This window comes from Micromonospora sp. NPDC005553 (assembly GCF_042871765.1).
Lineage (GTDB): Bacteria > Actinomycetota > Actinomycetes > Mycobacteriales > Micromonosporaceae > Micromonospora.
Genome location: NZ_JBIAJD010000001.1, coordinates 260,124 through 280,079 on the forward strand (window position 1 = coordinate 260,124; position 19,956 = coordinate 280,079).

General features: G+C 71.8%; 15 protein-coding genes and 1 pseudogene. 8 read left to right on the plus strand and 8 right to left on the minus strand.

Annotated features, from left to right (window positions below; translation table 11 throughout):
• Positions 1–25 precede the first annotated feature (25 nt).
• Positions 26–940 (minus strand): annotated as a pseudogene (locus tag ACFYPG_RS01335) (ATP-binding cassette domain-containing protein); the annotation flags it as partial.
• 109 nt (positions 941–1,049) lie between these two features.
• Between ACFYPG_RS01335 and ACFYPG_RS01340 the strand changes: the two are divergent.
• On the plus strand, positions 1,050–1,979 hold the full coding sequence (locus ACFYPG_RS01340; RefSeq protein WP_387349442.1) for a TetR family transcriptional regulator: 930 nt from the start codon (positions 1,050–1,052) through the stop codon (positions 1,977–1,979).
• A gap of 44 nt (positions 1,980–2,023) precedes the next feature.
• Here the strand turns inward: ACFYPG_RS01340 and ACFYPG_RS01345 are convergent, their stop codons facing one another.
• A complete protein-coding gene (locus tag ACFYPG_RS01345) occupies positions 2,024–3,802 on the minus strand; it encodes an ABC transporter ATP-binding protein (protein ID WP_387349443.1) in 1,779 nt (592 codons plus the stop codon).
• Between the two features lie 97 nt (positions 3,803–3,899).
• On the opposite strand from ACFYPG_RS01345, the gene ACFYPG_RS01350 reads away from it, so the two are divergent.
• Together ACFYPG_RS01350 and ACFYPG_RS01355 are read left to right on the plus strand one after the other, a co-directional pair.
• A complete protein-coding gene (locus ACFYPG_RS01350) occupies positions 3,900–4,331 on the plus strand; it encodes a MarR family winged helix-turn-helix transcriptional regulator (protein WP_355007356.1) in 432 nt (143 codons plus the stop codon).
• Positions 4,332–4,467: 136 nt separating this feature from the next.
• Positions 4,468–6,252 (plus strand): N-acetylglutaminylglutamine amidotransferase, encoded by a 1,785-nt coding sequence (locus ACFYPG_RS01355; RefSeq protein WP_387349445.1) that lies wholly within the window; start codon positions 4,468–4,470, stop codon positions 6,250–6,252.
• A 27-nt stretch (positions 6,253–6,279) separates the two neighbouring features.
• On the opposite strand, the gene ACFYPG_RS01360 is transcribed toward ACFYPG_RS01355, so the two are convergent.
• The 3 genes from ACFYPG_RS01360 to ACFYPG_RS01370 form a co-directional block, all read right to left on the minus strand.
• Positions 6,280–7,413 (minus strand): glutamate--cysteine ligase, encoded by a 1,134-nt coding sequence (locus ACFYPG_RS01360; RefSeq protein ID WP_387349447.1) that lies wholly within the window; start codon positions 7,411–7,413, stop codon positions 6,280–6,282.
• 67 nt (positions 7,414–7,480) lie between these two features.
• Positions 7,481–8,680 carry an RNA polymerase sigma factor gene (locus tag ACFYPG_RS01365; RefSeq protein WP_387349449.1) on the minus strand — a complete coding sequence of 400 codons (1,200 nt, stop codon included), beginning with the start codon at positions 8,678–8,680 and terminating at the stop codon, positions 7,481–7,483.
• Positions 8,681–8,682: 2 nt separating this feature from the next.
• Positions 8,683–9,039, minus strand: coding sequence for a YciI family protein (locus ACFYPG_RS01370; RefSeq protein WP_387349451.1), 357 nt, complete (start codon positions 9,037–9,039; stop codon positions 8,683–8,685).
• 269 nt (positions 9,040–9,308) lie between these two features.
• On the opposite strand from ACFYPG_RS01370, the gene ACFYPG_RS01375 reads away from it, so the two are divergent.
• A complete protein-coding gene (locus ACFYPG_RS01375; RefSeq protein ID WP_355007351.1) occupies positions 9,309–10,631 on the plus strand; it encodes an FAD-dependent oxidoreductase in 1,323 nt (440 codons plus the stop codon).
• A gap of 109 nt (positions 10,632–10,740) precedes the next feature.
• On the opposite strand, the gene ACFYPG_RS01380 is transcribed toward ACFYPG_RS01375, so the two are convergent.
• Both ACFYPG_RS01380 and ACFYPG_RS01385 read right to left on the minus strand, forming a co-directional pair.
• Positions 10,741–12,966: a discoidin domain-containing protein gene (locus ACFYPG_RS01380; RefSeq protein ID WP_387349453.1), complete on the minus strand. Its 2,226-nt coding sequence runs from the start codon at positions 12,964–12,966 to the stop codon at positions 10,741–10,743.
• A gap of 227 nt (positions 12,967–13,193) precedes the next feature.
• Positions 13,194–14,393: an ROK family transcriptional regulator gene (locus ACFYPG_RS01385; RefSeq protein WP_355007349.1), complete on the minus strand. Its 1,200-nt coding sequence runs from the start codon at positions 14,391–14,393 to the stop codon at positions 13,194–13,196.
• 237 nt (positions 14,394–14,630) lie between these two features.
• Between ACFYPG_RS01385 and ACFYPG_RS01390 the strand changes: the two genes are divergently transcribed.
• The 4 genes from ACFYPG_RS01390 (at position 14,631) to ACFYPG_RS01405 (ending at position 19,230) form a co-directional block, all read left to right on the plus strand.
• Entirely contained in the window at positions 14,631–15,929 is a 1,299-nt protein-coding gene (locus tag ACFYPG_RS01390; RefSeq protein WP_355007348.1) for a sugar ABC transporter substrate-binding protein, read from the plus strand.
• A 70-nt stretch (positions 15,930–15,999) separates the two neighbouring features.
• Complete coding sequence (locus ACFYPG_RS01395) at positions 16,000–16,992, plus strand: sugar ABC transporter permease (protein WP_355007347.1); 993 nt, start codon at positions 16,000–16,002, stop codon at positions 16,990–16,992.
• Entirely contained in the window at positions 16,985–17,824 is an 840-nt protein-coding gene (locus tag ACFYPG_RS01400; protein WP_355007346.1) for a carbohydrate ABC transporter permease, read from the plus strand. The genes ACFYPG_RS01395 and ACFYPG_RS01400 overlap by 8 nt, the downstream gene beginning before the upstream one ends.
• A 29-nt stretch (positions 17,825–17,853) precedes the next feature.
• Positions 17,854–19,230, plus strand: a complete 1,377-nt coding sequence (locus ACFYPG_RS01405) for a GH1 family beta-glucosidase (protein WP_387349456.1) — start codon at positions 17,854–17,856, stop codon at positions 19,228–19,230.
• Positions 19,231–19,288: 58 nt separating this feature from the next.
• Here the strand turns inward: ACFYPG_RS01405 and ACFYPG_RS01410 are convergent, their stop codons facing one another.
• Positions 19,289–19,861, minus strand: coding sequence for an NTP transferase domain-containing protein (locus ACFYPG_RS01410; RefSeq protein WP_387349458.1), 573 nt, complete (start codon positions 19,859–19,861; stop codon positions 19,289–19,291).
• Positions 19,862–19,956 lie beyond the last annotated feature (95 nt).

Below are 19,956 nucleotides of genomic sequence, written 5' to 3' on the forward strand. Positions count from 1 at the left end.
AGCCATCGGCCGACGCGGCACCGGCGGCAGGACCAGCGCCCGACCCAGCAGCGGCGGCGGGGTCGTCGCCGTAGTGGCGGAGGAAGAGCTGCTCCAGGGTGGGTGGTGTGCTGGTCAGCGCGCGGACGCCGAAGCGGATGAGCTGGCCGAGCAGCTCGTCGAGGTGGGCGGGCTCGACCTCCAGGTGGGTGCGGCCGTCGACCTCGTGCACGTCGTGCACACCGGGCAGCGCGTCCAGGCCGGTGACCGGGCGGGCGGTCTCGACGGTCACCGCCGTGCGGGTGAGGTGGCGCAGCTCGGTGAGGGTGCCGGACTCGACGGTGCGGCCTTCGCGGATGATGCTGACCCGGTCGCAGAGCGCCTCGACCTCGGCGAGCACGTGGCTGGAGAGCAGCACCGTGGCGCCGGCCTGCTTGACCCGCCGGACCTCGTCCTGGAACACCGCCTCCATGAGGGGGTCGAGGCCGGAGGTCGGCTCGTCGAGCACGTACAGCTCCACCGGTGAGGAGAAGGCGGCGACGATGGCGACCTTCTGCCGGTTGCCCTTGGAGTAGGTGCGGCAACGGCGGGTCGGGTCCAGGTCGAAGCGGTGCAGCAGCTCGTCGCGGCGACGAGGGTCGAGGCCGCCGCGCAGCTGACCGAGCAGGTCGATGGCTTCCCCGCCGGTGAGGTTGGGCCAGAGGTTGACGTCACCCGGCACGTACGCCAGTCGGCGGTGCAGGCGGACCGCGTCGCGCCACGGGTCGGCGCCGAGCACCTGGGCGTCGCCGGAGTCGCGGCGGAGCAGCCCGAGCAGGATCCGGATGGTGGTGGACTTTCCGGAGCCGTTGGGCCCGAGGAAACCGTGCACCTCCCCCTGCTCGACGTGCAGGTCCAACCCGTCGAGTGCCCGGATGGCGCCGAACGTCTTGACCAGGTTGCCGATCGAGATGACGGGCATGGCCCCTCCTGCCGTTGGTTACGTCGACAGTCACCACTGTACTGACCAACGGTCAGTCGAATCAACGGTGATGGTGCCCACCGGTCAGGGCGTCGCTAGGCTGGCCGGCATGACCGCCGATCCCGCGGACGACACCCGCACCCGGATCCTGCGCGCCGCGCTCGACCTGTTCGCCGAACACGGCTACCAGCGCACCTCGCTGCGCCAGATCGGCGAGCGGCTGCGGCTTACCAAGACCGCGATCCTGTACCACTTCCCGGCCAAGGAGCATCTGCTCGCCGCACTGGTCGAGCCGTTGGTGGCGGACCTGGAGGCGCTGCTCGACTCGGCTCAGACACAGCCCACCGAGCAGGCCCGGTGGACGGTGCTGGAGGGCTGGCTGGACGTCATGCTCACCCACCGCCGGCCGCTCGGCATGCTCTTTCACGACATCGCATTGATCGGTCGGGGCGACACGTACCACCGCCTGATGGAGGTCGCGATGCGGGCCAACGACCTCATCGCCGGGCCGAACGCGGGGCGCCGCGAGCGGGTCCTCGCGGTGCAGGCGGTGGGCGCGTGCAGCGATCCGGTCGTCTTCTTCACCGACGTGCCCGACGAGGTGCTGCGCGCCGACATGCTCGACGGCGCACGCCGACTGCTGGCCCCGCTGCCCGCGGACCCGGCGGCGGCGCCGCACCTGGACCCTGCGACCGGGGCCCACCTGGACGCTGCGGCCGGGGCGCGAACGGACGCCGCTGTCGGGGCGCGCACGACCGCGACGGCACCGCCGCCGACGCGGGATACCCCGACGCACGTGAGCGCGCGGGACGCGGCCTCAGGGAGCGCGACCCCGACGCTGCCGGCGGGCGCGGCCGGCGGGCCGGCGAGCGGCGCGGGGAGCCGGCGTCGGCGGCCGGGGCGGCCGCCCGCGCTGGGTCGGGAGCAGGTCGAGGCGGCCCGACGGATGCACGCGGCGGGCACCCACTCGGTGGACGCCATCGCCGCCGAGCTGGGTGTCTCGCGGGCCACCGTCTACCGCCACCTGACCGTGCAATAACGAGACAGTTCCGAGACTGTTTCGAGACGGTTGTGATTCGGCGTTCAGGCCGCCAGCGTGGCGTAGCGGCCGTTGCGGTCCAGCAGGCTGTCGTGAGTGCCGGCCTCGACGATCCGACCGTGGTCGAGCACCGCGATCTGGTCGGCGTCGCGCACGGTGGAGAGTCGGTGCGCGATGGTGATCGTGGTGCGCCCCTGGGCGAGCACGTCGAAGGCCCGCTGTACGGCGCGCTCGGTCTCGGTGTCCAGCGCGCTGGTGGCCTCGTCGAGGACCAGGATGCGCGGGTTGCGCAGCAGCGTCCGGGCGATGGCGAGGCGCTGCTTCTCACCGCCGGAGAACCGGTGCCCACGTGAGCCGACCATGGTGTCGTACCCGTCGGGCAGGCCGGCGATCAGGTCGTGGATCTGCGCGGCGCGGGCGGCGTCCTCGATCTCGGTGTCGGTGGCCTCCGGGCGGGCGTAGCGCAGGTTCTCCCGGACTGTGGTGTGCAGCAGGTACGTCTCCTGGCTCACCACGCCGACGATCGCGGCCAGGTCGGCCAGGCGCAGGTCGCGCAGGTCGACGCCGTCGACGGTGATGCGGCCGGCGGTCGGGTCGTGCAGCCGGCTGACCAGCCCGGCGAGGGTGCTCTTGCCGGAGCCGGTCTCGCCGACGAGGGCGAGGCTGGTGCCGGCGGGCACGTCGAGGGTGATCCCGGCGAGGGCGGCGGTGTCGCTGCCCGGGTAGCCGAAGGTGACGTCCTCCAGGCGCAGGTGGCCGCGTACCCGGGTGGGGTCGAGGCGGACCGGCTCGGTGGGGTCGGCCACGTCGACCGGAAGGTCCAGGTATTCGAAGATCCGGGCGAAGAGCGCCAGCGAGGCGGTGAGCGAGACACCCACGTTGAGCAGGCCCATCAACGGTCGGAACAGGCCGCCCTGCAGGGCCGTGAAGGCGACCAGGGTGCCGATGCTCAGCGTGCCGGCGGTGCCGGGCAGCCCGGCGGCGAGGTAGATGACCGCCGGTACGGCGGCGAAGATGATGCTCATCGAGGCCATCCGCCAGCGGCCAGCCAGCTCACTGCGCAGCTCCAGGTCGACCAGTCGGGCCGAGGAGGCGGTGAACCGGTCGATCAGCGCCGGGCCGGTGCCGAGGGTCTTGGCCAGCTGTACGCCACTGATCGAGAGCCCTTCCTCCACTGTGACGTTGAGGTCGGCGAGTTCGCGTTGCCGTTGTGCGGTGATCTCGCGGCGCATCCGGGCGACCCGACGGGTCAGCCAGATGGCCGGCGGCAGCACCACGAGCGAGACCAGGGAGAGCTGCCAGGAGAGCGCGACCATGGCGACCGTGGTGGCGACCACGGTGGTGAGGTTGGCGGCGACGGCGGTGGCGGTGGAGGTGACCACCGACTGCATGCCGCCGATGTCGTTGGTGATCCGGGACTGCACCTCGCCGGTGCGGGTGCGGGTGAAGAAGCTCAGTGACTGGCGCTGGAGGTGGCTGAAGACGTCGGTGCGCAGCCGGTGCATGACCCGCTGGCCGACCTGGGTGGAGATCCAGGTCTGCACGACGCCGAGGGCGGAGGTCACCGCCGCGACGGCGACCATGCCGACGACCAGCCAGACCAGCAGCGTCACGTCGCCCTGCGGCAGGGCCCGGTCGATCACGGCCCGCAGCAGGAACGGGGTGGCCATCGCGATGATCGAGGAGACCACGATGATCGCGATGACGGCGGCCAGCGCGGGTCGGTGGGGGGTGAACAGGCGGCCGATGCGGCGCAGCGACACCTGACGGGCCTGCGTCTTCTCTTCGGTGCTGAGGGTGCGGTGGCCGCGGTCGCGGCCCATCGGGGTGGGTTCCAAGGGGGCACTACCCTTCGTCGGCGATATTGCTGAGGTTACCTCATCATGAGGTAGCAACCACATCTCCTGCTACCGTATTCCGGTGACCGAGCACACCGTCGACAGCGCCGACGACGAGAGCCTGGCGGAGACGTTCTGGGCGGTGGCGTCCCGTCTGCGTCGGCAGACCCGGGACTCACTGGTGCCCTGGGACGTCACCCCCAGCCAGTCCCGGGCCCTCGGCGTGCTGGCCCGGCACGGCGAGGTACGCCCCGGCACCCTCGCCGAGCACCTGCGCATCGCGCCCCGCTCGGCGACCGAAGTCGTCGACGACCTCCAGACCCGAGGGCTTGTCGAACGCCGGCCCGACCCGGCCGACCGCCGGGCGACACTGGTTGCGCTCACCGAGGAGGGCGACCGGGTCAGCACCGCCATCCGGGCCGCGCGCCGGGCCGAGGCGGACCGCTTCTTCGGCCACCTCGACGACACCGACCGCGCCGAACTGGCCCGCATCCTGCGCACCCTGCGTACCTGAGATCGGCGGGGTTTGCCCGCCCCACACCCGGGTAGCCAGCGGCCCCGTTCGCACGGCGGGGCCCCCGCCACCACCAGTCGGGGAGACGCCACAGGAGGACGCGCATGTCTGCCCTGAACCACCACCACCCCGGCTGATGTGCGGGATCAGCGGGGAGGCGCGATTCGACGGTCGCTCGCCCGACGCGGCGGCGGTCACCCGGATGACCGAGGCGATGCGCTCACGAGGGCCGGACGACGAGGGCCTGTTCGCCGAGGGCTGGGTGACCCTCGGGCACCGTCGACTGACCATCATCGACCTGTCCGACGCGGGCGGGCAGCCGATGGTCCGCGACGACCTGGGCCTGGCGCTGGTCTTCAACGGCTGCGTCTACAACTACCCGGAGCTGCGCGAGGAGTTGCGCCGGGCCGGGTACGCCTTCCACTCCACCAGCGACACCGAGGTGATCCTGGTGGCGTACGCCCACTGGGGTGAGCGTTTCGTCGACCACCTGGTCGGCATGTTCGCGATCGGGCTGGTCGACCGGGTCCGGCGGCGGCTGATCCTGGCCCGCGACCGGCTCGGCATCAAACCGCTCTACCTCGCCGAGACACCCGGCCGGCTGCGGTTCGCCTCCACCCTGCCCGCGCTGCTGGCCGCCGGCGACGTCGACACCGGCATCGACCCGGTGGCGCTGCACCACTACCTGTCCTGGCACTCCATCGTGCCCGCGCCGCGGACCGTGCTGCGCGGCGTGCACAAGCTCCCGCCGGCCACCCTGCGGGTGATCGAGGCCGACGGGACCAGCCGCGAGGAGGTCTACTGGCAACCCGACTACCTGCGGGAGCCCGCCGACGCGGGGATGGACGCCGCCGACTGGCGGGCCGCGATCGGCGACGCGCTGCGCGCGGCGGTCCGCCGACGGCTGGTCGCCGACGTGCCGGTGGGGGTGCTTCTCTCCGGCGGACTGGACTCCAGCCTCATCGTGGCGCTGCTCGCCGAGGCCGGCCAGCAACACCTGCGGACGTTCAGCATCGGCTTCGACAGCCGCGACGGCGAGTCCGGCGACGAGTTCCACTACTCCGACCTGGTGGCTCGCGCGTACGACACCGACCACCATCGGATCCGACTGGCCGACGACGACCTGGTGCCCGCCGTCCGACGGGCCGTGCTGGCGATGACCGAGCCGATGGGCAGCCACGACGTGGTCGCCTTCCACCTGCTCTCCGAGCAGGTGGCGCAGCACGTGAAGGTGGCCCAGTCGGGGCAGGGCGCCGACGAGGTGTTCGCCGGCTACGGCTACCACCAGCCACTGGTCGAGGCACCCCGGCACGGCGCCGCCGAGACGTTCGCCGCCGCGTTCTTCGACCGCGACCACGACGAGCTGCGCCGCATCGTCGGCCCGGCGTACGCGCTGGAGCACGACGCCAGCCGGGACCTGCTCACCGGACACCTCGCCGCGCCCGGGGCGCAGACCGCGCTGGACGCCGTGTTGCGCCTGGACACCCACCTGATGCTCCCCGACGACCCGGTCAAGCGGGTAGACAGCATGAGCATGGCCTGGGGTCTGGAGGTGCGCACACCCTTCCTCGACCAGGACCTGGTCACCCTGGCCGCGCACTGCCCGCCGGAGCACAAGGTCGGCCAGGGTGGCAAGGGCGTGCTCAAGGAGGTCGCCCGGGAGGTGCTGCCGGCCGAGGTGATCGACAGGCCCAAGGGCTACTTCCCGGTGCCGGCGCTGCGCAACGTGGACGGCCCGGTGCGCGAGCTGGTCGCCGAGGCGTTACAGGCGCCGGCCGCGCGCGAGCGCGGGCTCTTCCGCCCGGAGTACGTGGCACATCTGCTGGCCGAGCCGGACCGGGCGGAGGCCGCGGCCGGCAGCAACAAGCTGTGGCAACTCGGCCTGCTGGAGCTGTGGCTCCAGACCCACGACATCCGCTGACCCCGGTGGGCCTTGACGGACGGGCGGTCAGCTGGCGGCGGTGCGGGCGATCAGATCGTCGAGGACCACGTGCAGGTCTCCGGCGCGCTCCAGCACCCGCCGCTGCCGGGTGGCGCCGGTGCCGTCGCGACGCAGCCGGGCGAGCTGCGCCAACACGTACCCGAGGTCGCCGTGGCGCAGCAGGGCCGGGGCGATCACCGCCATCATCTCGTCGACGAGCGCCCAGGCGGGCCGGGTACCGCCGGCACGCAGGTCGATCAGCTCGCCGTCGAGACCGTCGTGGGCGGCCCGCCAGTGTGCCGCGGCGACCAGGCAGTCCCGGACGTTCGGCGCGTCCACCCCGGCGCGTACGTCGTCGGCGAGGGTGGCGACGAGGGACCGGACCAGCGCGGCGACCAGCACCGCGTCGTCGACCTCGGTGCAGACATCACCGACCCGCACCTCCACCGTCGGGTAGGTCGACGACGGCCGGGCGTACCAGTAGACCATCGCCGCGTCGAGCATGATCCCGGCGGCGATCAGCTCGTCGACGGTGCTGTCGTAGTCGGCGACGGAGTCGAAGTACGGCGTCGGTCCGATGCTGGGCCAGCGTTCCAACTGCATCGAGCGCCAACTGGCGTGCCCGGTGTCGTACCCGTCGTGCAGCGGCGAGTTGGTGGTGATCGCCTGCACCACGGGCAGCCACACCCGCAGGTGGTTGCAGACCTGCACGGCCAGATCCCGGTCGGGCAGGCCGACGTGCACGTGGCAGCCGCACACCGCCGGGTCGTGCGCCACCGGCCCGTACCGGCGCGACATCGCGTGGTAGCGCGGTTCGTCGGGGACCGTCCGGTGCGGCTCGGCCACCGGGGTGGCACCGACCGCCACCAGCCGTGCCCCGGCCGCCGTGGCCGCGTCGGCGGCGGAGCGGCGCAACGCCACCAGGTGCGCGCGCAGTTCGGTGAGGTCGGCGCAGACCGGGGTGACCATCTCCACCATGCTGTGCCGGAACTCCTGGCGGCTCTGCTCCCGGGCGGGGCCGCGCAGCGCGGCGAGCACCTGGTCGGCCACCGGTAGGTTCCGGCCAGTGTCCGGGTCGAGCAGCAGGAACTCCTCCTCAACGCCGAGCGTGAGGGTGGACAGGTCGGGCGCGGTGTCGACGGCGGTCCGGCGGTACGCCATGGCTCCTCCCCATCCCCTGCTGCGGCGGTGCCTCGGGTTCCCGGCCGCCCCTGCGGCAAACGCGCCCTCAGGGCGTCGCCAGGGCCGTCGCGCGTGCGGTGAGAAAGGCCCGTTCGGCCGCGTTGTCCGTAAGGGCGACAGCCATCCGGTACGCCTCGACGGCCTCCCCGCCCCGGCCGAGCCGAGCCAGCAGGTCGGCGCGGACCACGTGGTAGACGTGGTAGCCGACCAGGTCGAGGCGGTCCACCTCGGTCAGCGCGACCGCCGGTCCGGACAGCTCGGCGAGCGCGACGGCCCGGTTCAGCGCCACCACCGGGCTGGGGGCGACGACCGTCAGCTGGTCGTACAGCGCAAGGATCTGCGCCCAGTCCGTGTCGGCGGCGCGCCGCGCGGCGCTGTGCACGGCGGCGATCGCGGCCTGGATCTGGTACGGGCCCGGCCGGTCGCGGCGCAGGCAGCGGCGCACCAGCGCCTGCCCCTCGGTGATCAGCTCGGCGTCCCACCGGGCCCGGTCCTGGCTCGGCAGCGCCACCAGCTGACCCTCGGCGTTGGTCCGCGCGTCGCGGCGGGACTCGGTGAGCAGCATCAACGCGAGCAGACCGAGCGCCTCCGCCTCGTCCGGCATCAGCTCGACCAGCAGCCGGGTCAACCGGATCGCCTCGGCGCACAGCTCGGTCCGGACCAGGTGCGGGCCGGCGCTGGCCGTGTACCCCTCGTTGAAGATCAGGTAGAGCACCGCGAGAACCGCGTGCAGCCGGTCGGGCAGGTCAGCGTCGCGGGGCACCCGGTACGGGATCCCGGCGTTGCGGATCTTCGACTTGGCGCGGACCAGCCGCTGCGCCATGGTCGGCTCCGGCACCAGGAAGGCTCGGGCGATCTCGGCGGTGCTCAAGCCACCGAGCAGCCGCAGGGTGAGGGCGACCCGGGTGCTCGGGGCGAGCGCCGGATGGCAGCAGGTGAAGATCAGCCGTAGCCGGTCGTCGTGCACCGGTCCCTCCTCGACGGGACTGTCGGCGGCGAACAACAGGGCCGCCTGGGCGTGCCGGGACGCATCGCGGCGCAGGCGGTCGATCGCCCGGTTCCGGGCGGTGGTGATGATCCAGCCGGCCGGACTGGGCGGCAGGCCGGTCGTCGGCCAGCGCGCCACCGCGACCACGAAAGCCTCCTGGACGGCCTCCTCGGCGAGGTCGATGTCGCCGAGGAGGCGGACCAGGACGGCGACCGCACGGCCGTACTCGGCGCGGAACACCGCCTCCACGTCGGGCACTGTCAGTCGCCGGCCCCGCCGTGGAAGGGGCGTACCTCGATCGGCAGGGTGGTGGCCAGCGCGTAGCGGCGACCCCAGTGCAGGGCGGCGTCCAGGTCCGGCACGTCGATGATGGTGATGCCGCCCAGGTACTCCTTGCCCTCCACGAACGGTCCGTCGGTGATGAGCACCTCGCCGTCGCGGGGCCGCAGCACGGTGGCGGTCTCCGGGCCGTGCAGGCCCTGCCCGAAGACCCACGAACCGGTGGACGCCAACTCGTCGCGCAGTTCGCCGAGCTGACGCATCACCCCGGCCAGGAACTCCGGCTCCGGCGGCAGCTCACCCTGCGGCTGGTGGATGCTGAGCAGGTAGCGCGCCATGGTTCCTCCTCACGGACGGTCGGCCCGTCGCCGACCTCTCATCCTCCACACGATCGGCCGCCGCCCGAATCGACAGGCCGGCAGAAAGTTTTCGCGGCCGACCCGGCCCCGGTGTTGGCCCGCCCTTTGCTCTGCACCCGCGGAGGCGACGGTGCCCAGGCCCGGGTGGTGCGTCGGCGGGTGCAGAGCAAAGGACGGGGGGTACGGTCCGTCAGTGCCGCGACCGGGGCCGGTAGCCATGCCTGCGACGGTTCTGGGTAGACCCCGGTGTGACCGACGGCTTGCGGGTGGTCGTGGTCGGCGCCGGCTTCTCCGGGCTCGCCGCCGCGCTGGCGCTCGCCCGTGCCGGCGCCCAGGTGCGATTGTTGGAGGCCCGCGACCGGGTGGGGGGTCGGGTGCTGACCCGGTGGCTGCCCGAGCCCACGCAACTCGACCTGGGCGCGCAGTGGATCGGTCCGACCCAGGACCGGATGTACGCGCTGGTCGCCGAGCACGGGCTGGCCACCTTCGCCTCGGCATCGACCGGCGCGCCCACAGTGCTCTGGGCCGGTGCGCGTCGGGCCGAGCCGCCGGCGCGGGTGGGCCAGGTGCTGGGGCTGCTCGACGAGTACGCCGCACGACTGGACCCGGCCGAACCCTGGGCGACGCCGGAGGCCGCACTGTGGGACCGGACGACCCTCGGCGGGTGGCTCGCCGCCACAGCCGGGGACGACGAGACCGCCGACTACCTGGGGCGGGTGCTCGCCGGCGGGCTGCTCGCCACCGGCGCGGACGAGCTGTCCCTGTTGCACCTACTTTTCTACCTGCACAGTGCCGGCGGGACCGGACCGTTGCTGGGGATGGCCGGCGGGGCACAGCAGGACCGGATCGTGGGCGGGCCGCCGGCGCTGGCCGAACGGATGGCCACCGCTCTACCGCCGGGCGCGCTCACGCTGGCCGCGCCGGTGCGGGCCATCGAACAGACAGTCGACGGCGCGACGGCGTGGACCGACACCGGACGCGTCGACGGCGACGCCGTGGTGGTCGCGCTGGCCCCGGCGCTGGCCGGCCGGATCCGGTACGACCCGCCGTTGCCCCCGCTGCGTGACGGGCTCACCCAGCGCATGCCGATGGGTTCGGCGCTGAAGGTGCATGCCGTCTACCCAGAGCCGTTCTGGCGTGCCGACGGGTGCTCCGGGGTGGCCACCACCAGCGCCGGTCCGCTCACCGAGACGGTCGACAACTCCACCCCGACCTCGCCGATCGGGGTGCTGACCGGGTTCAGCTACTCCACCGATGCCGCCACGCTGCGCGGCATGTCCCCCGCGGGGCGTCGGCGATGCCTGCTGGAAGCGTTCGCCAACGTGGTCGGGCCACGAGCGGAGGACCCGGTGGATCTGGTCGAGTACGACTGGTCCGCCGACGAGTGGACCAGGGGCTGCTTCTCCGGTGCGCTCACCCCGGGCACCTGGCGGACGTACGGCCCGCACCTGCGGACGCCGGTGGGGCGGGTGTACTGGGCGGGCACCGAGACGGCCACCCGCTGGAGTGGCTATCTGGAGGGCGCGGTGCGCGCTGGTGAACGGGCGGCGGCCGAGGTGCTGGCCGGCTGAGCGGCACGACCGCGGCCGGCCCGGTCTCGGCGGGACCGGGCCGGCCACGGCCCTGGGTGCCACCCGGCCGACCCGGTCACAGCGGACCGGGCCGGCGCGGGCGCCCCGGTCAGGGGTAGGTGGTCAGGTACACCGTCTGGTTGGCCGTGTTCGCGGTGCCACCGGCGTTGTTGATCACCCGATTGATGGTGCCGACGCCACCGAGCGAGACGGTCACCATGTTGGTGAAGCGCACGTTCGGGTTGGTGGGCACCTCGAAGGACCGTTCCTCGACCACCGCCGGGTTGACGTTGAAGTAGCTGTAGCTACCCAGCCCGTACGCCTGGTGACTGGTCACCGAATCGGCGACCTTGTACGCGGCGTAACCCCGGGTCGACCCGTTCATCCAGGCCGCCTGGTTCGGCACGTCGTAGGGCAGCTCGTTCTGGTAGAAGTACGTCCGCCCGCCGTTGCCGTTCCAAACGGTCTGGTATTTCTGGTAGTGCTCGACGAAGAGGCCGTACATGGTGACGTTGTCGCCGTTGACGGTGAGCCCGGTGTCGGCGGTGTTCAGCGTCCACCCGGTCGGTACGCCGCTGGCGGCGTGGTCGGCCCGCCACAACCACATGTGGTCGCCGATCACGTTGTCGCTGTTGACCGTCAGCGTGTTGGTGGCCCTGCCGACGTGCGGCCCGCCGATGCGGAAGAACACGTCGTGCAGCGAGGTCGGGTTCGAGGCGTGGCTCGCGGACGAGCCGGACGGCCCGACCTCCATCAGCACCGGCGAGTTCGTGGTGCCTGCCTCGAACATGATGCCGGCCACCTTCACGCCGTCCACATCGGCCACCCGCATGCCCACCGTGCCGTTGTCGGCCTGGATGGTGGCCAGGCCGAGGCCGAGGATCACCGTATCGGCCCGGTTGACCTGGATCGGCTCGGTGATCCGGTGCACGCCCGGGGTGAAGAGCAGGTGCTTGCCCTGGGCGAGGGCGGTGTTGATGGTGGCGGCGCTGGTGCCGGGCTGGACGACGAAGAACTGCGACAGCGACAGGGACGAGCCGGCCGGGGTCTTGTTGTACCAGCTGGTGCCGGTGGAGTTGGTGCGCAGCGCGGGCACGAAGACCCGGTACTCACCGCTTCCGGTCACGTACAGGAACGGCTTTTCCCGTACCTGCGGGGTCTGCGGGATCACCGTGTGCGACGGGTTGGGGAAGCTCGGCGCGGGAGCGCCGTTGACGCCCTGGAAGACCATGTTCCACACCGAACCGGTCCAGCCGTTGCCGAACTCGCTGTTGCGGGAGTACCACTGCTGCTGCGAGCCGGAGACGACGAGGCCGTCGATGCGGGTGTCGGCCAACAGGCCGCCGCTGGACCAGCCGTCGCCGCCGTTCCAGAGTTGGATCTGGTTCTGCGCGCCGCGCAGGTGCATCCGCCGGTACGGCGCCGCCTGGGACACCGCCCAGCGCTCCACGGTCTGCCCGGCGGGCAGGGTGACCGACAGGTTCTCGGCGGCCCGCCAGAAGTTCTGGGTGGCGTTGCCGCCGAACCAGAACGCCTCGGTACGCACGTGGCCGTTGAGGTTGACGTCGTCGGGGCTCATGCCGAGGCCGGCGACCTGGGTGAAGAAGCCGAGGTTGACGTCGGCGGTGTAGGTGCCGGGCTTGAACAGCACCGCGTAGCGCTGCGGGCCGAACTGGTTGGTCTCCTGCTGGGTGAAGAGGGTGTTCAGTCGGCTCTGGATGGTCGACGTCGGGGTGCTCGGGTCGAAGACGAAGGTGTTCGCGCCGAGGTTCGGGTTGTACGGGTCGGTGGGCGTCACCGGGGGTTCGTTGGTGCCGCCGCCGGTCTCGCCGTAGACCTGGAACTCCCAGAGCGAGTAGCCGTAGCCGGTGCCCCGGGCGGTGCCGTACATGCGGACGTAGCGGCCGGCGCCGGAGACGGTGAGGTTCTGGGTGCCGCCGGTGCCGGTGGTGGTCGAGTAGATCGTGGTCCAGGTGGACCCGTTGTCGGAGGTCTGGAGCTGGAAGGCCCGGCCGTAGGCGCCCTCCCAGAGCAGGTTGACCTGGGTGATGGTGGCGCGGGCGCCCAGGTCGACCTGGAGCCACTGCGGGTCGCTGAACGCGCTGGACCAACGGCTGCCGGTGTTGCCGTCGACAGCGGCGGCGGCGGGGGTTCCGCCGTTCTCGGTGGACGAGGCGGTGGCCGTACGGCCCTGGGACAGCAGGACGGGGGCGGCCTGCGCGGGTGCGGTGGCTCCGGTCGGCGTGAGCGCCGCGACCAGGGCCACGGTGAGCCCGACGAGCAGGTGGCGCACGACCCGGGGACGCGGGCGTACGGATGTAGCACGAGATGTCATGACATCGCCTGTCGATAGGGGGTTACGGGTTGCCGCACGGATGGGATCGGACTCGCCCGTGACGCCGTGGATGGTGCCGCCGACGCGGTGCCGCGGGGAGGAGAGCGCTCTCGTAGGAGTGTTGCGGCGAGATTGCGGCGGCGTCAAGACATCGATCTATAACTTCGTTATTTATCCCGAGGATTCTTTTTGGGTAATTTGCCGTCGGCCTGCGGAGTCGTGCTCCGTCAGCGTCGGACGCCACCCTCGGTGAGGAAGCGGGCGATCGGGAGGGTTGCCGCGCCCAACGCCACCGCGTCCACCCCGAGCCGGCACAGCTCGATCGACGCCTGCTCGTACGGCTGGCGCAGCGCCTGCCGACCGGCAGCCTCCCGCACGGCCGGCAGCAGGTCACCGAGAGCCATCGCCGCCCAGCCGCCGAGCACCACGCGCTCCGGGTTGAACAGGTTGATCAGGTTCGCCACCCCGGCACCGAGGTAACCCGCGGTGTCCTCCAGGACCCGTCGGGCGGTGGCGGAGGTCTCGGCGGCGGCGACCAGCGCGGCGATCTGAGACTCCTCGTCCTCGCCCGGCACCTGTCGGCCCCGGCGCGCCTCGCGGTAGCGGTCGATGATCGCCTCGGCCCCCACGTACGCCTCCAGGCAACCGCGCGCGCCGCACCGGCAGACCCGTCCGCCGTACACCAGGGTGGTGTGCCCCCACTCCCCCGCGCTGCTGGACGCGCCCCGGTAGGTGGCGCCGTTGGTCACCACCGACGCGCCGACACCGGAGCCGACCAGCGCGAAGACGGCGTGCCGGGCGCCCCGGCCGGCACCGAACCACATCTCGGCCTGACCCAGGGTCTTCGCGCCGTTGTCGATGTGCAGCGGCAGGTCGGTGCCGGCGCCGATCAGCCGCTCCAGCGGCACCCGGTCCCAGCCGAGGGCCTGGGCGTGCACGACGGCCTCGGCGCCCTGCTCGACCACGCCGGAGACGCCGATGCCGACGCCGAGCACGTCGCCGGGGGTCACCCCGGCCTGGCCGGTGACCGCGTCGATGCCGGCCAGCACGTGCCCGGCCACCAGGTCGGGCTCGGTACGGGCCGGGTCGAGCGGGTACTCGATGCTGGCCAGCAGGGTCATCGCGAAGTCGAACAGCTCCACCCGGACCCGGGTCTCGCCGACGTCCACGCCGATCACGAAGGCGAAGCGGGGCGCGATGCGCAGCAACATGCTGGGCCGGCCGCCGTCGGACTCGGCGGCGCCGGCCTCGGCGACCAGCCCTTCGTCGATCATGTCGGCCACCACGTTGCTGACCGCGGGCTGGCTCAGCCCGGTGCTGCGCACCAGGTCCTGCCGGGTGAGCAGGCCGTCCAGGAAGAGCTTGGTCAGCAGGGCGGACCGGTTGCGCAACCGCACGCTGCGGTTGGTGGCACGCGCCAGCTCCACTCGTCACCTCGTTCCCGTCGGGGAGTTCGAGGCGACTGTAACCGCCTCGTGCTTGACGACCCACCTGCCAGCAACTTTAATGACGACATAAATTAAGCCGTGATGTAACTCCCGGGAAACGCCGACGGACCCCGACGGCGCACCCCCGAACCCTGTCCGCAGCCGGCCCCCCGTCGCCCGACCCCTATCGGTGACGAAGGCCGGCGGACCCCCACCACGCACCGGAAGGGCTGACCCGTGTCGAGACGACACCTCGGGATATTCACCGCCGCCGTACTGGCGGCCGCATCGCTGACCGCCTGCGGAGGCTCCGGCGACGACTCCGCCGCATCGCCCAAGACGCTCACCTACTGGGCCAGCAACCAGGGCGCCAGCCTGGAGGCCGACAAGACCATCCTCCAGCCGGAGTTGGACAAGTTCGAGAAGCAGACCGGGATCAAGGTCACCGTCGAGGTGGTCCCCTGGTCGGATCTGCTCAACCGCCTGCTGGCCGCCGCCGCCTCCGGCAAGGGCCCGGACGTCGTCAACATCGGCAACACCTGGTCGGCGTCGTTGCAGGCCACCGGCGCGCTGGTCGAGTTCGACGACGCCGCCCTGCAGGCCGTCGGCGGCAAGGACCGGATCGTGCCCGCCGCGCTCGCCGCCGCCGGCGCCCCGGGCAAGCCGCCGGCCGCCGTGCCGCTCTACAGCATGGCGTACAGCCTGTACTACAACAAGAAGTCGTTCGCCGACGCCGGCATCACCGCGCCGCCCACCACCTGGGAGCAGGTCGTCGAGTACGGCAAGAAGCTGAGCACCGGCGGCAAGTGGGGCCTGGCGATCGAGGGCGCCAACCCGTCGGAGAACGCCCACCACGCGTTCACCTTCAGCCAGCAGTACGGCGGCGAGTGGTTCGACTCGGCCGGCAAGCCGACCTTCGACACCCCGCAGAACGTGTCGGCGATCAAGCGGTACATCGACTTCATGGCCGCCGACAAGATCACCAACCCGAGCAACGCCGAGTACGCGCAGAACCAGTCGGTCTCCGACTTCGCCAACGGCAAGGCCGCCATGCTGCTGTGGCAGTCCGCCGGGTCGAACCTGAAGACGCAGAACATGCCCGCCGACGCGTACGGGGTGGCCCCGGTGCCGTTCCTGGCCAGCCCGCCGGCCGGCGGCAAGAAGGTCAACAGCATGGTCGCCGGGATCAACATGGCGGTCTTCAAGCACACCAAGAACAAGGACGGCGCGCTGAGCTTCGTCAAGTTCATGACCAGCGACGAGGAGCAGACGCTCCTCAACAAGACGTACGGCTCGCTGCCGGCGGTGAAGACCGCGGCCTCCGACCCGGCGTTCAGCGCGACGGAGCAGAAGACCATCCAGGAGACCCTGGTCACGACCGCGGCCCCGCTGCCGCAGGTGCCCGATGAGAGCACCTTCGAGACCCTGGTCGGCACCGCGATGAAGGAGTTGTTCGCCGACGCGGCCAGCGGCAAGCCGGTCACCGAGGCTTCGGTGAAGGCCAAGCTGACCGACGCGCAGCAGAAGATGCGCTGACCGAGGCGTGACCGGTGGCCGTGGTCGGGTGCTGAACCCGACCACGGCCACCGCCTCCGAGAGGACCCTGATGGCAACCAGCACCACCGCGCCGGACGCCGACCGACGCGAACCCCGGGCCGGGTCGCCGGCCCGGAAGCCGGCCCGCCGGCCCCGCGGCCCCCGCCGCTCACTTCTGCCGTACCTGCTGCTCGCACCGGCCGTCGTGCTGGAACTCGCCATCCACGTGATCCCGATGGTCGTCGGGGTCTGGATGAGCCTGCTGGAGCTGACCCAGTTCCACATCCGCGACTGGTCCACCGCGCCCTTCATCGGGCTGGAGAACTACCGGGCGACGCTCGACCTGAACAGCGCCGCCGGCAAGGAGCTGCTGCACTCGTTCTGGGTCACCCTGGCCTACAGCCTGCTCTCGGTCGGGTTCGCCTGGCTGCTCGGCATCTCGGCGGCGGTCGTCCTGCAACGGCCGTTCCGTGGACGCGCGATCCTGCGGGCGCTGTTCCTCACCCCGTACGCGCTGCCGGTCTACGCCGCCGTGATCACCTGGAGCTTCCTGCTGCAACGCGACACCGGCCTGGTCAACCACGTGCTCGTGGACCAGCTCGGGCTGATGAACGAACGGCCGTTCTGGTTGATCGGCGACAACAGCTTCTGGTCGCTGCTGGTGGTGTCGGTCTGGCGTAACTGGCCGTTCGCGTTCCTGTGCCTGATGGCCGGGTTGCAGAACGTGCCCGGTGAGCTGTACGAGGCCGCCGCGATCGACGGCGCCGGGTTCTGGCGCCGACTGCGCTCGGTCACCCTGCCGATGCTGCGGCCGGTCAACCTGGTGCTGCTGCTGGTGCTGTTCCTGTGGACGTTCAACGACTTCAACACCCCGTTCGTGCTGTTCGGCGGCTCCGCGCCGGAGCAGGCCGACCTGATCTCCATCCACATCTACCGGAGCTCCTTCAAGACCTGGGACTTCGGCTCCGGGTCGGCGATGTCGGTGGCGCTGCTGCTGTTCCTGCTGGTCGTCTCGGCCGCGTACCTGCTGATCACCAACCGTCGGAGGGACGACCATGCGTGAGACCGCCGGCGAGCGCTGGGGCCGGCGCATCGTGCTGACCCTGCTCACCCTCTTCGTCGTCATCCCGCTCTACGTGATGGTCACCTCGGCGGCGAAGCCGTTGCAGGACGTGCAGAACGGCTTCACCTGGTGGCCCAGCCGGCCCACCCTGCAACCGTTCATCGACATGTGGAGCACCGTGCCGCTGGCCCGGTACCTGGTGAACAGCCTGGTGGTGTCGAGCGTCGCGGCGGTCTGCTCGGTGGCGATCGCCATCTTCGCCGCGTTCGCGGTGAGCCGCTACCGGTTCCGCGGTCGCGGTGTCTTCTCGGTGACCGTGCTGTCCACGCAGATGTTCCCCGGCATCCTGTTCCTGCTGCCGCTGTTCCTCATCTACGTCAACCTGGGCAACGCCACCGGCATCGAGCTGTACGCCAGTCGCACCGGCCTGGTCATCACGTACCTGACCTTCTCGTTGCCGTTCTCGATCTGGATGCTGGTCGGCTACTTCGACTCGATCCCCCGGGGTCTGGACGAGGCGGCGCAGGTCGACGGCGCCGGTCCGCTGCGCACCCTGTTCCAGGTCATCCTGCCGGCCGCCGTGCCCGGCGTGGTCGCGGTCACCGTGTACGCGTTCATGACCGCGTGGGGTGAGGTGCTCTTCGCCTCGGTGATGACCGACGAGGGCAGCCGCACCCTGGCCGTCGGCCTGCAGGGCTACTCCACCCAGTTCAACGTCTACTGGAACCAGATCATGGCCGCCTCGCTGGTGGTCAGCATCCCGGTCGTCGTCGGGTTCCTGGCCCTGCAGCGCTACTTCGTCGCCGGCCTCACCGCCGGTGCGGTCAAGTGAGTCATCCAACCCCAGAGGAGAACCGACCCGTGCCCGACCTGTCCAAGCTGCCACCCGACTTCCTCTGGGGTGTCGCCACGGCGGCGTACCAGATCGAGGGGGCCGTCGACGTCGACGGCCGGGCACCGTCCATCTGGGACACCTTCTCGGCGACCCCCGGCACTGTCGACAACGGCGACACCGGCGCGGTGGCGTGCGACCACTACCACCGGTGGCCGGAGGACCTGGCGCTGCTGCGCCGGCTCGGCGTGGACGCGTACCGTTTCTCGGTGGCCTGGCCCCGGGTCATGCCCGACGGTGTCGGGCGGGTCAACGCCGCCGGGCTGGACTTCTACGACCGGCTCGTCGACACATTGCTCACCGACGGGATCCGACCGTTCGTCACGCTCTACCACTGGGACCTGCCGCAGGTTCTGCAGGACTCCGGCGGTTGGCCGGAGCGGGCCACCGCCGAGGCGTTCGCCGACTACGCGGCGGTGGTCGCCGGCCGCCTCGGTGACCGCGTGGCCGACTGGTGCACCGTCAACGAGCCGCTCTGCGTGTGCTGGATCGGGCACCTGGAGGGCAACATGGCCCCCGGCGAGCGCGACCTCACCCGCGCCGTGCACGCCTCGCACCACGTGCTGCTCGGGCACGGCCTGGCCACCCAGGCGATCCGCGCCAACGCCGCCCGGCCGGCCTCGGTGGGCCTGGTCGTCAACCTCAGCCCGATCGAGGCGGCGACCGACCGACCCGAGGACGTCGCGGCGGCCCGGCGGGCCGACGGGCACGTCAACCGGTGGTGGCTGGACCCGATCCACGGGCGCGGCTACCCCGCCGACATGATCGCCACCTACGGGGTCGAGCCGCCGGTACGCGGCGACGACCTGGCGGTGATCGCCACGCCGACGGACTTCCTCGGGGTGAACTACTACTTCCGCCAGCTGGTGGTCGACGATCCGACAGGTCCGGCGCCGTTCGCGAAGCAGGTGCCGGTGCCCGGGTCGGTGGAGACCGCGATGGGCTGGGAGATGTACCCGGCGGGCCTGGAGCGGCTGCTCGTCGACGTGCACGAGGAGTACCGGCCGGGCCGGATCATCGTCACCGAGAGCGGCTCGGCGTGGCCGGACGAGGTCACCCCGGACGGCACTGTCGAGGACAAGGAACGCACCGACCACCTGGAGCAGCACCTGGCCGCGTGCGCGTCGGCGGTGGCCCGAGGGGTCCCCCTGGACGGCTACTTCGTCTGGTCGCTGCTTGACAACTTCGAGTGGGCGTACGGCTACGACAAGCGCTTCGGGCTGGTGCACGTCGACTACGCCACCCAGCGCCGGACGGTGAAGGCCAGCGGTCTGCGCTACGCCGAGGTGATCCGCGCGCACCAGCGGCTCGACCGCACCACCGGAACCGCGACGCCGGTGGCCTGAACGGGGGCGGTGCGAGCGGCCGCCCGGGGTCTCGACCCCGGGCGGCCGTTTGCATCGATCAGATCCGGCGCAGGTCGGCCGGGGTGTCCACGTCGGCCGGGGAGCCGACGTCGTCACAGGGCACCTCCACCACCAGGTCCGGCCGGTCGCGCAGCAGGTCGCGCGCTCCCCGGTCGCCGACGGCGTACCCGCTCAACAGCGGCCAGGTCTCCCGGCCCAGCAGGATCGGGTGCCCGGGTCGGCCGGCGTAGGTGGCGACCGCGACGAGGGCGCCGCCGTCGTAGGCCGCGCGCACCCGGCGCACCGCGACCGGGCTGAGCAGTGGCTGGTCGACGAGGACCACGACGGCGGCCGGCACGGCGGCCGGCAGCGAGGCCAGACCTCGCAGCAGCGACGAGCCCAGCCCGTCCGCCCAGCGATCGTGCCGGACCGGCACCGCGCCGGGCAGGTCGGGCATCTCGTCGGCGCCCGCGCCGAGCACCACGTGCACGGGTGCGCAGCCGCCATCGCCAAGCAGCCGGATAGCGCGCCGCACCAGCGGCTCGCCGTCCAGCTCGACCAGCGCCTTCGGCCGGCCGTAGCGTCGCCCGGCGCCAGCGGCGAGCAGCAGTCCAGCGATCAGCGTCGTCACCCCCGTGCGAAGGGCTTTGCGTTATTCGCCCCGAGATATACCGACAAAGCTAGTCTGGGCCGGTGCAGGGCGGACCGGAGAACGCGACGACGATC

What these genes read in the sequence shown, in the direction of transcription:
- ACFYPG_RS01340 (WP_387349442.1), top strand. Translation starts at nt 1,050, where the DNA reads ATGACCGCCGATCCCGCGGACGACACCCGCACCCGGATCCTGCGCGCC.
- ACFYPG_RS01355 (WP_387349445.1), top strand. Translation starts at nt 4,468, where the DNA reads ATGTGCGGGATCAGCGGGGAGGCGCGATTCGACGGTCGCTCGCCCGAC.
- ACFYPG_RS01395 (WP_355007347.1), top strand. Translation starts at nt 16,000, where the DNA reads ATGGCAACCAGCACCACCGCGCCGGACGCCGACCGACGCGAACCCCGG.
- ACFYPG_RS01360 (WP_387349447.1), bottom strand. Translation starts at nt 7,413, where the DNA reads ATGGCGTACCGCCGGACCGCCGTCGACACCGCGCCCGACCTGTCCACC.
- ACFYPG_RS01380 (WP_387349453.1), bottom strand. Translation starts at nt 12,966, where the DNA reads ATGACATCTCGTGCTACATCCGTACGCCCGCGTCCCCGGGTCGTGCGC.
- ACFYPG_RS01345 (WP_387349443.1), bottom strand. Translation starts at nt 3,802, where the DNA reads ATGGGCCGCGACCGCGGCCACCGCACCCTCAGCACCGAAGAGAAGACG.
- ACFYPG_RS01370 (WP_387349451.1), bottom strand. Translation starts at nt 9,039, where the DNA reads ATGGCGCGCTACCTGCTCAGCATCCACCAGCCGCAGGGTGAGCTGCCG.
- ACFYPG_RS01400 (WP_355007346.1), top strand. Translation starts at nt 16,985, where the DNA reads ATGCGTGAGACCGCCGGCGAGCGCTGGGGCCGGCGCATCGTGCTGACC.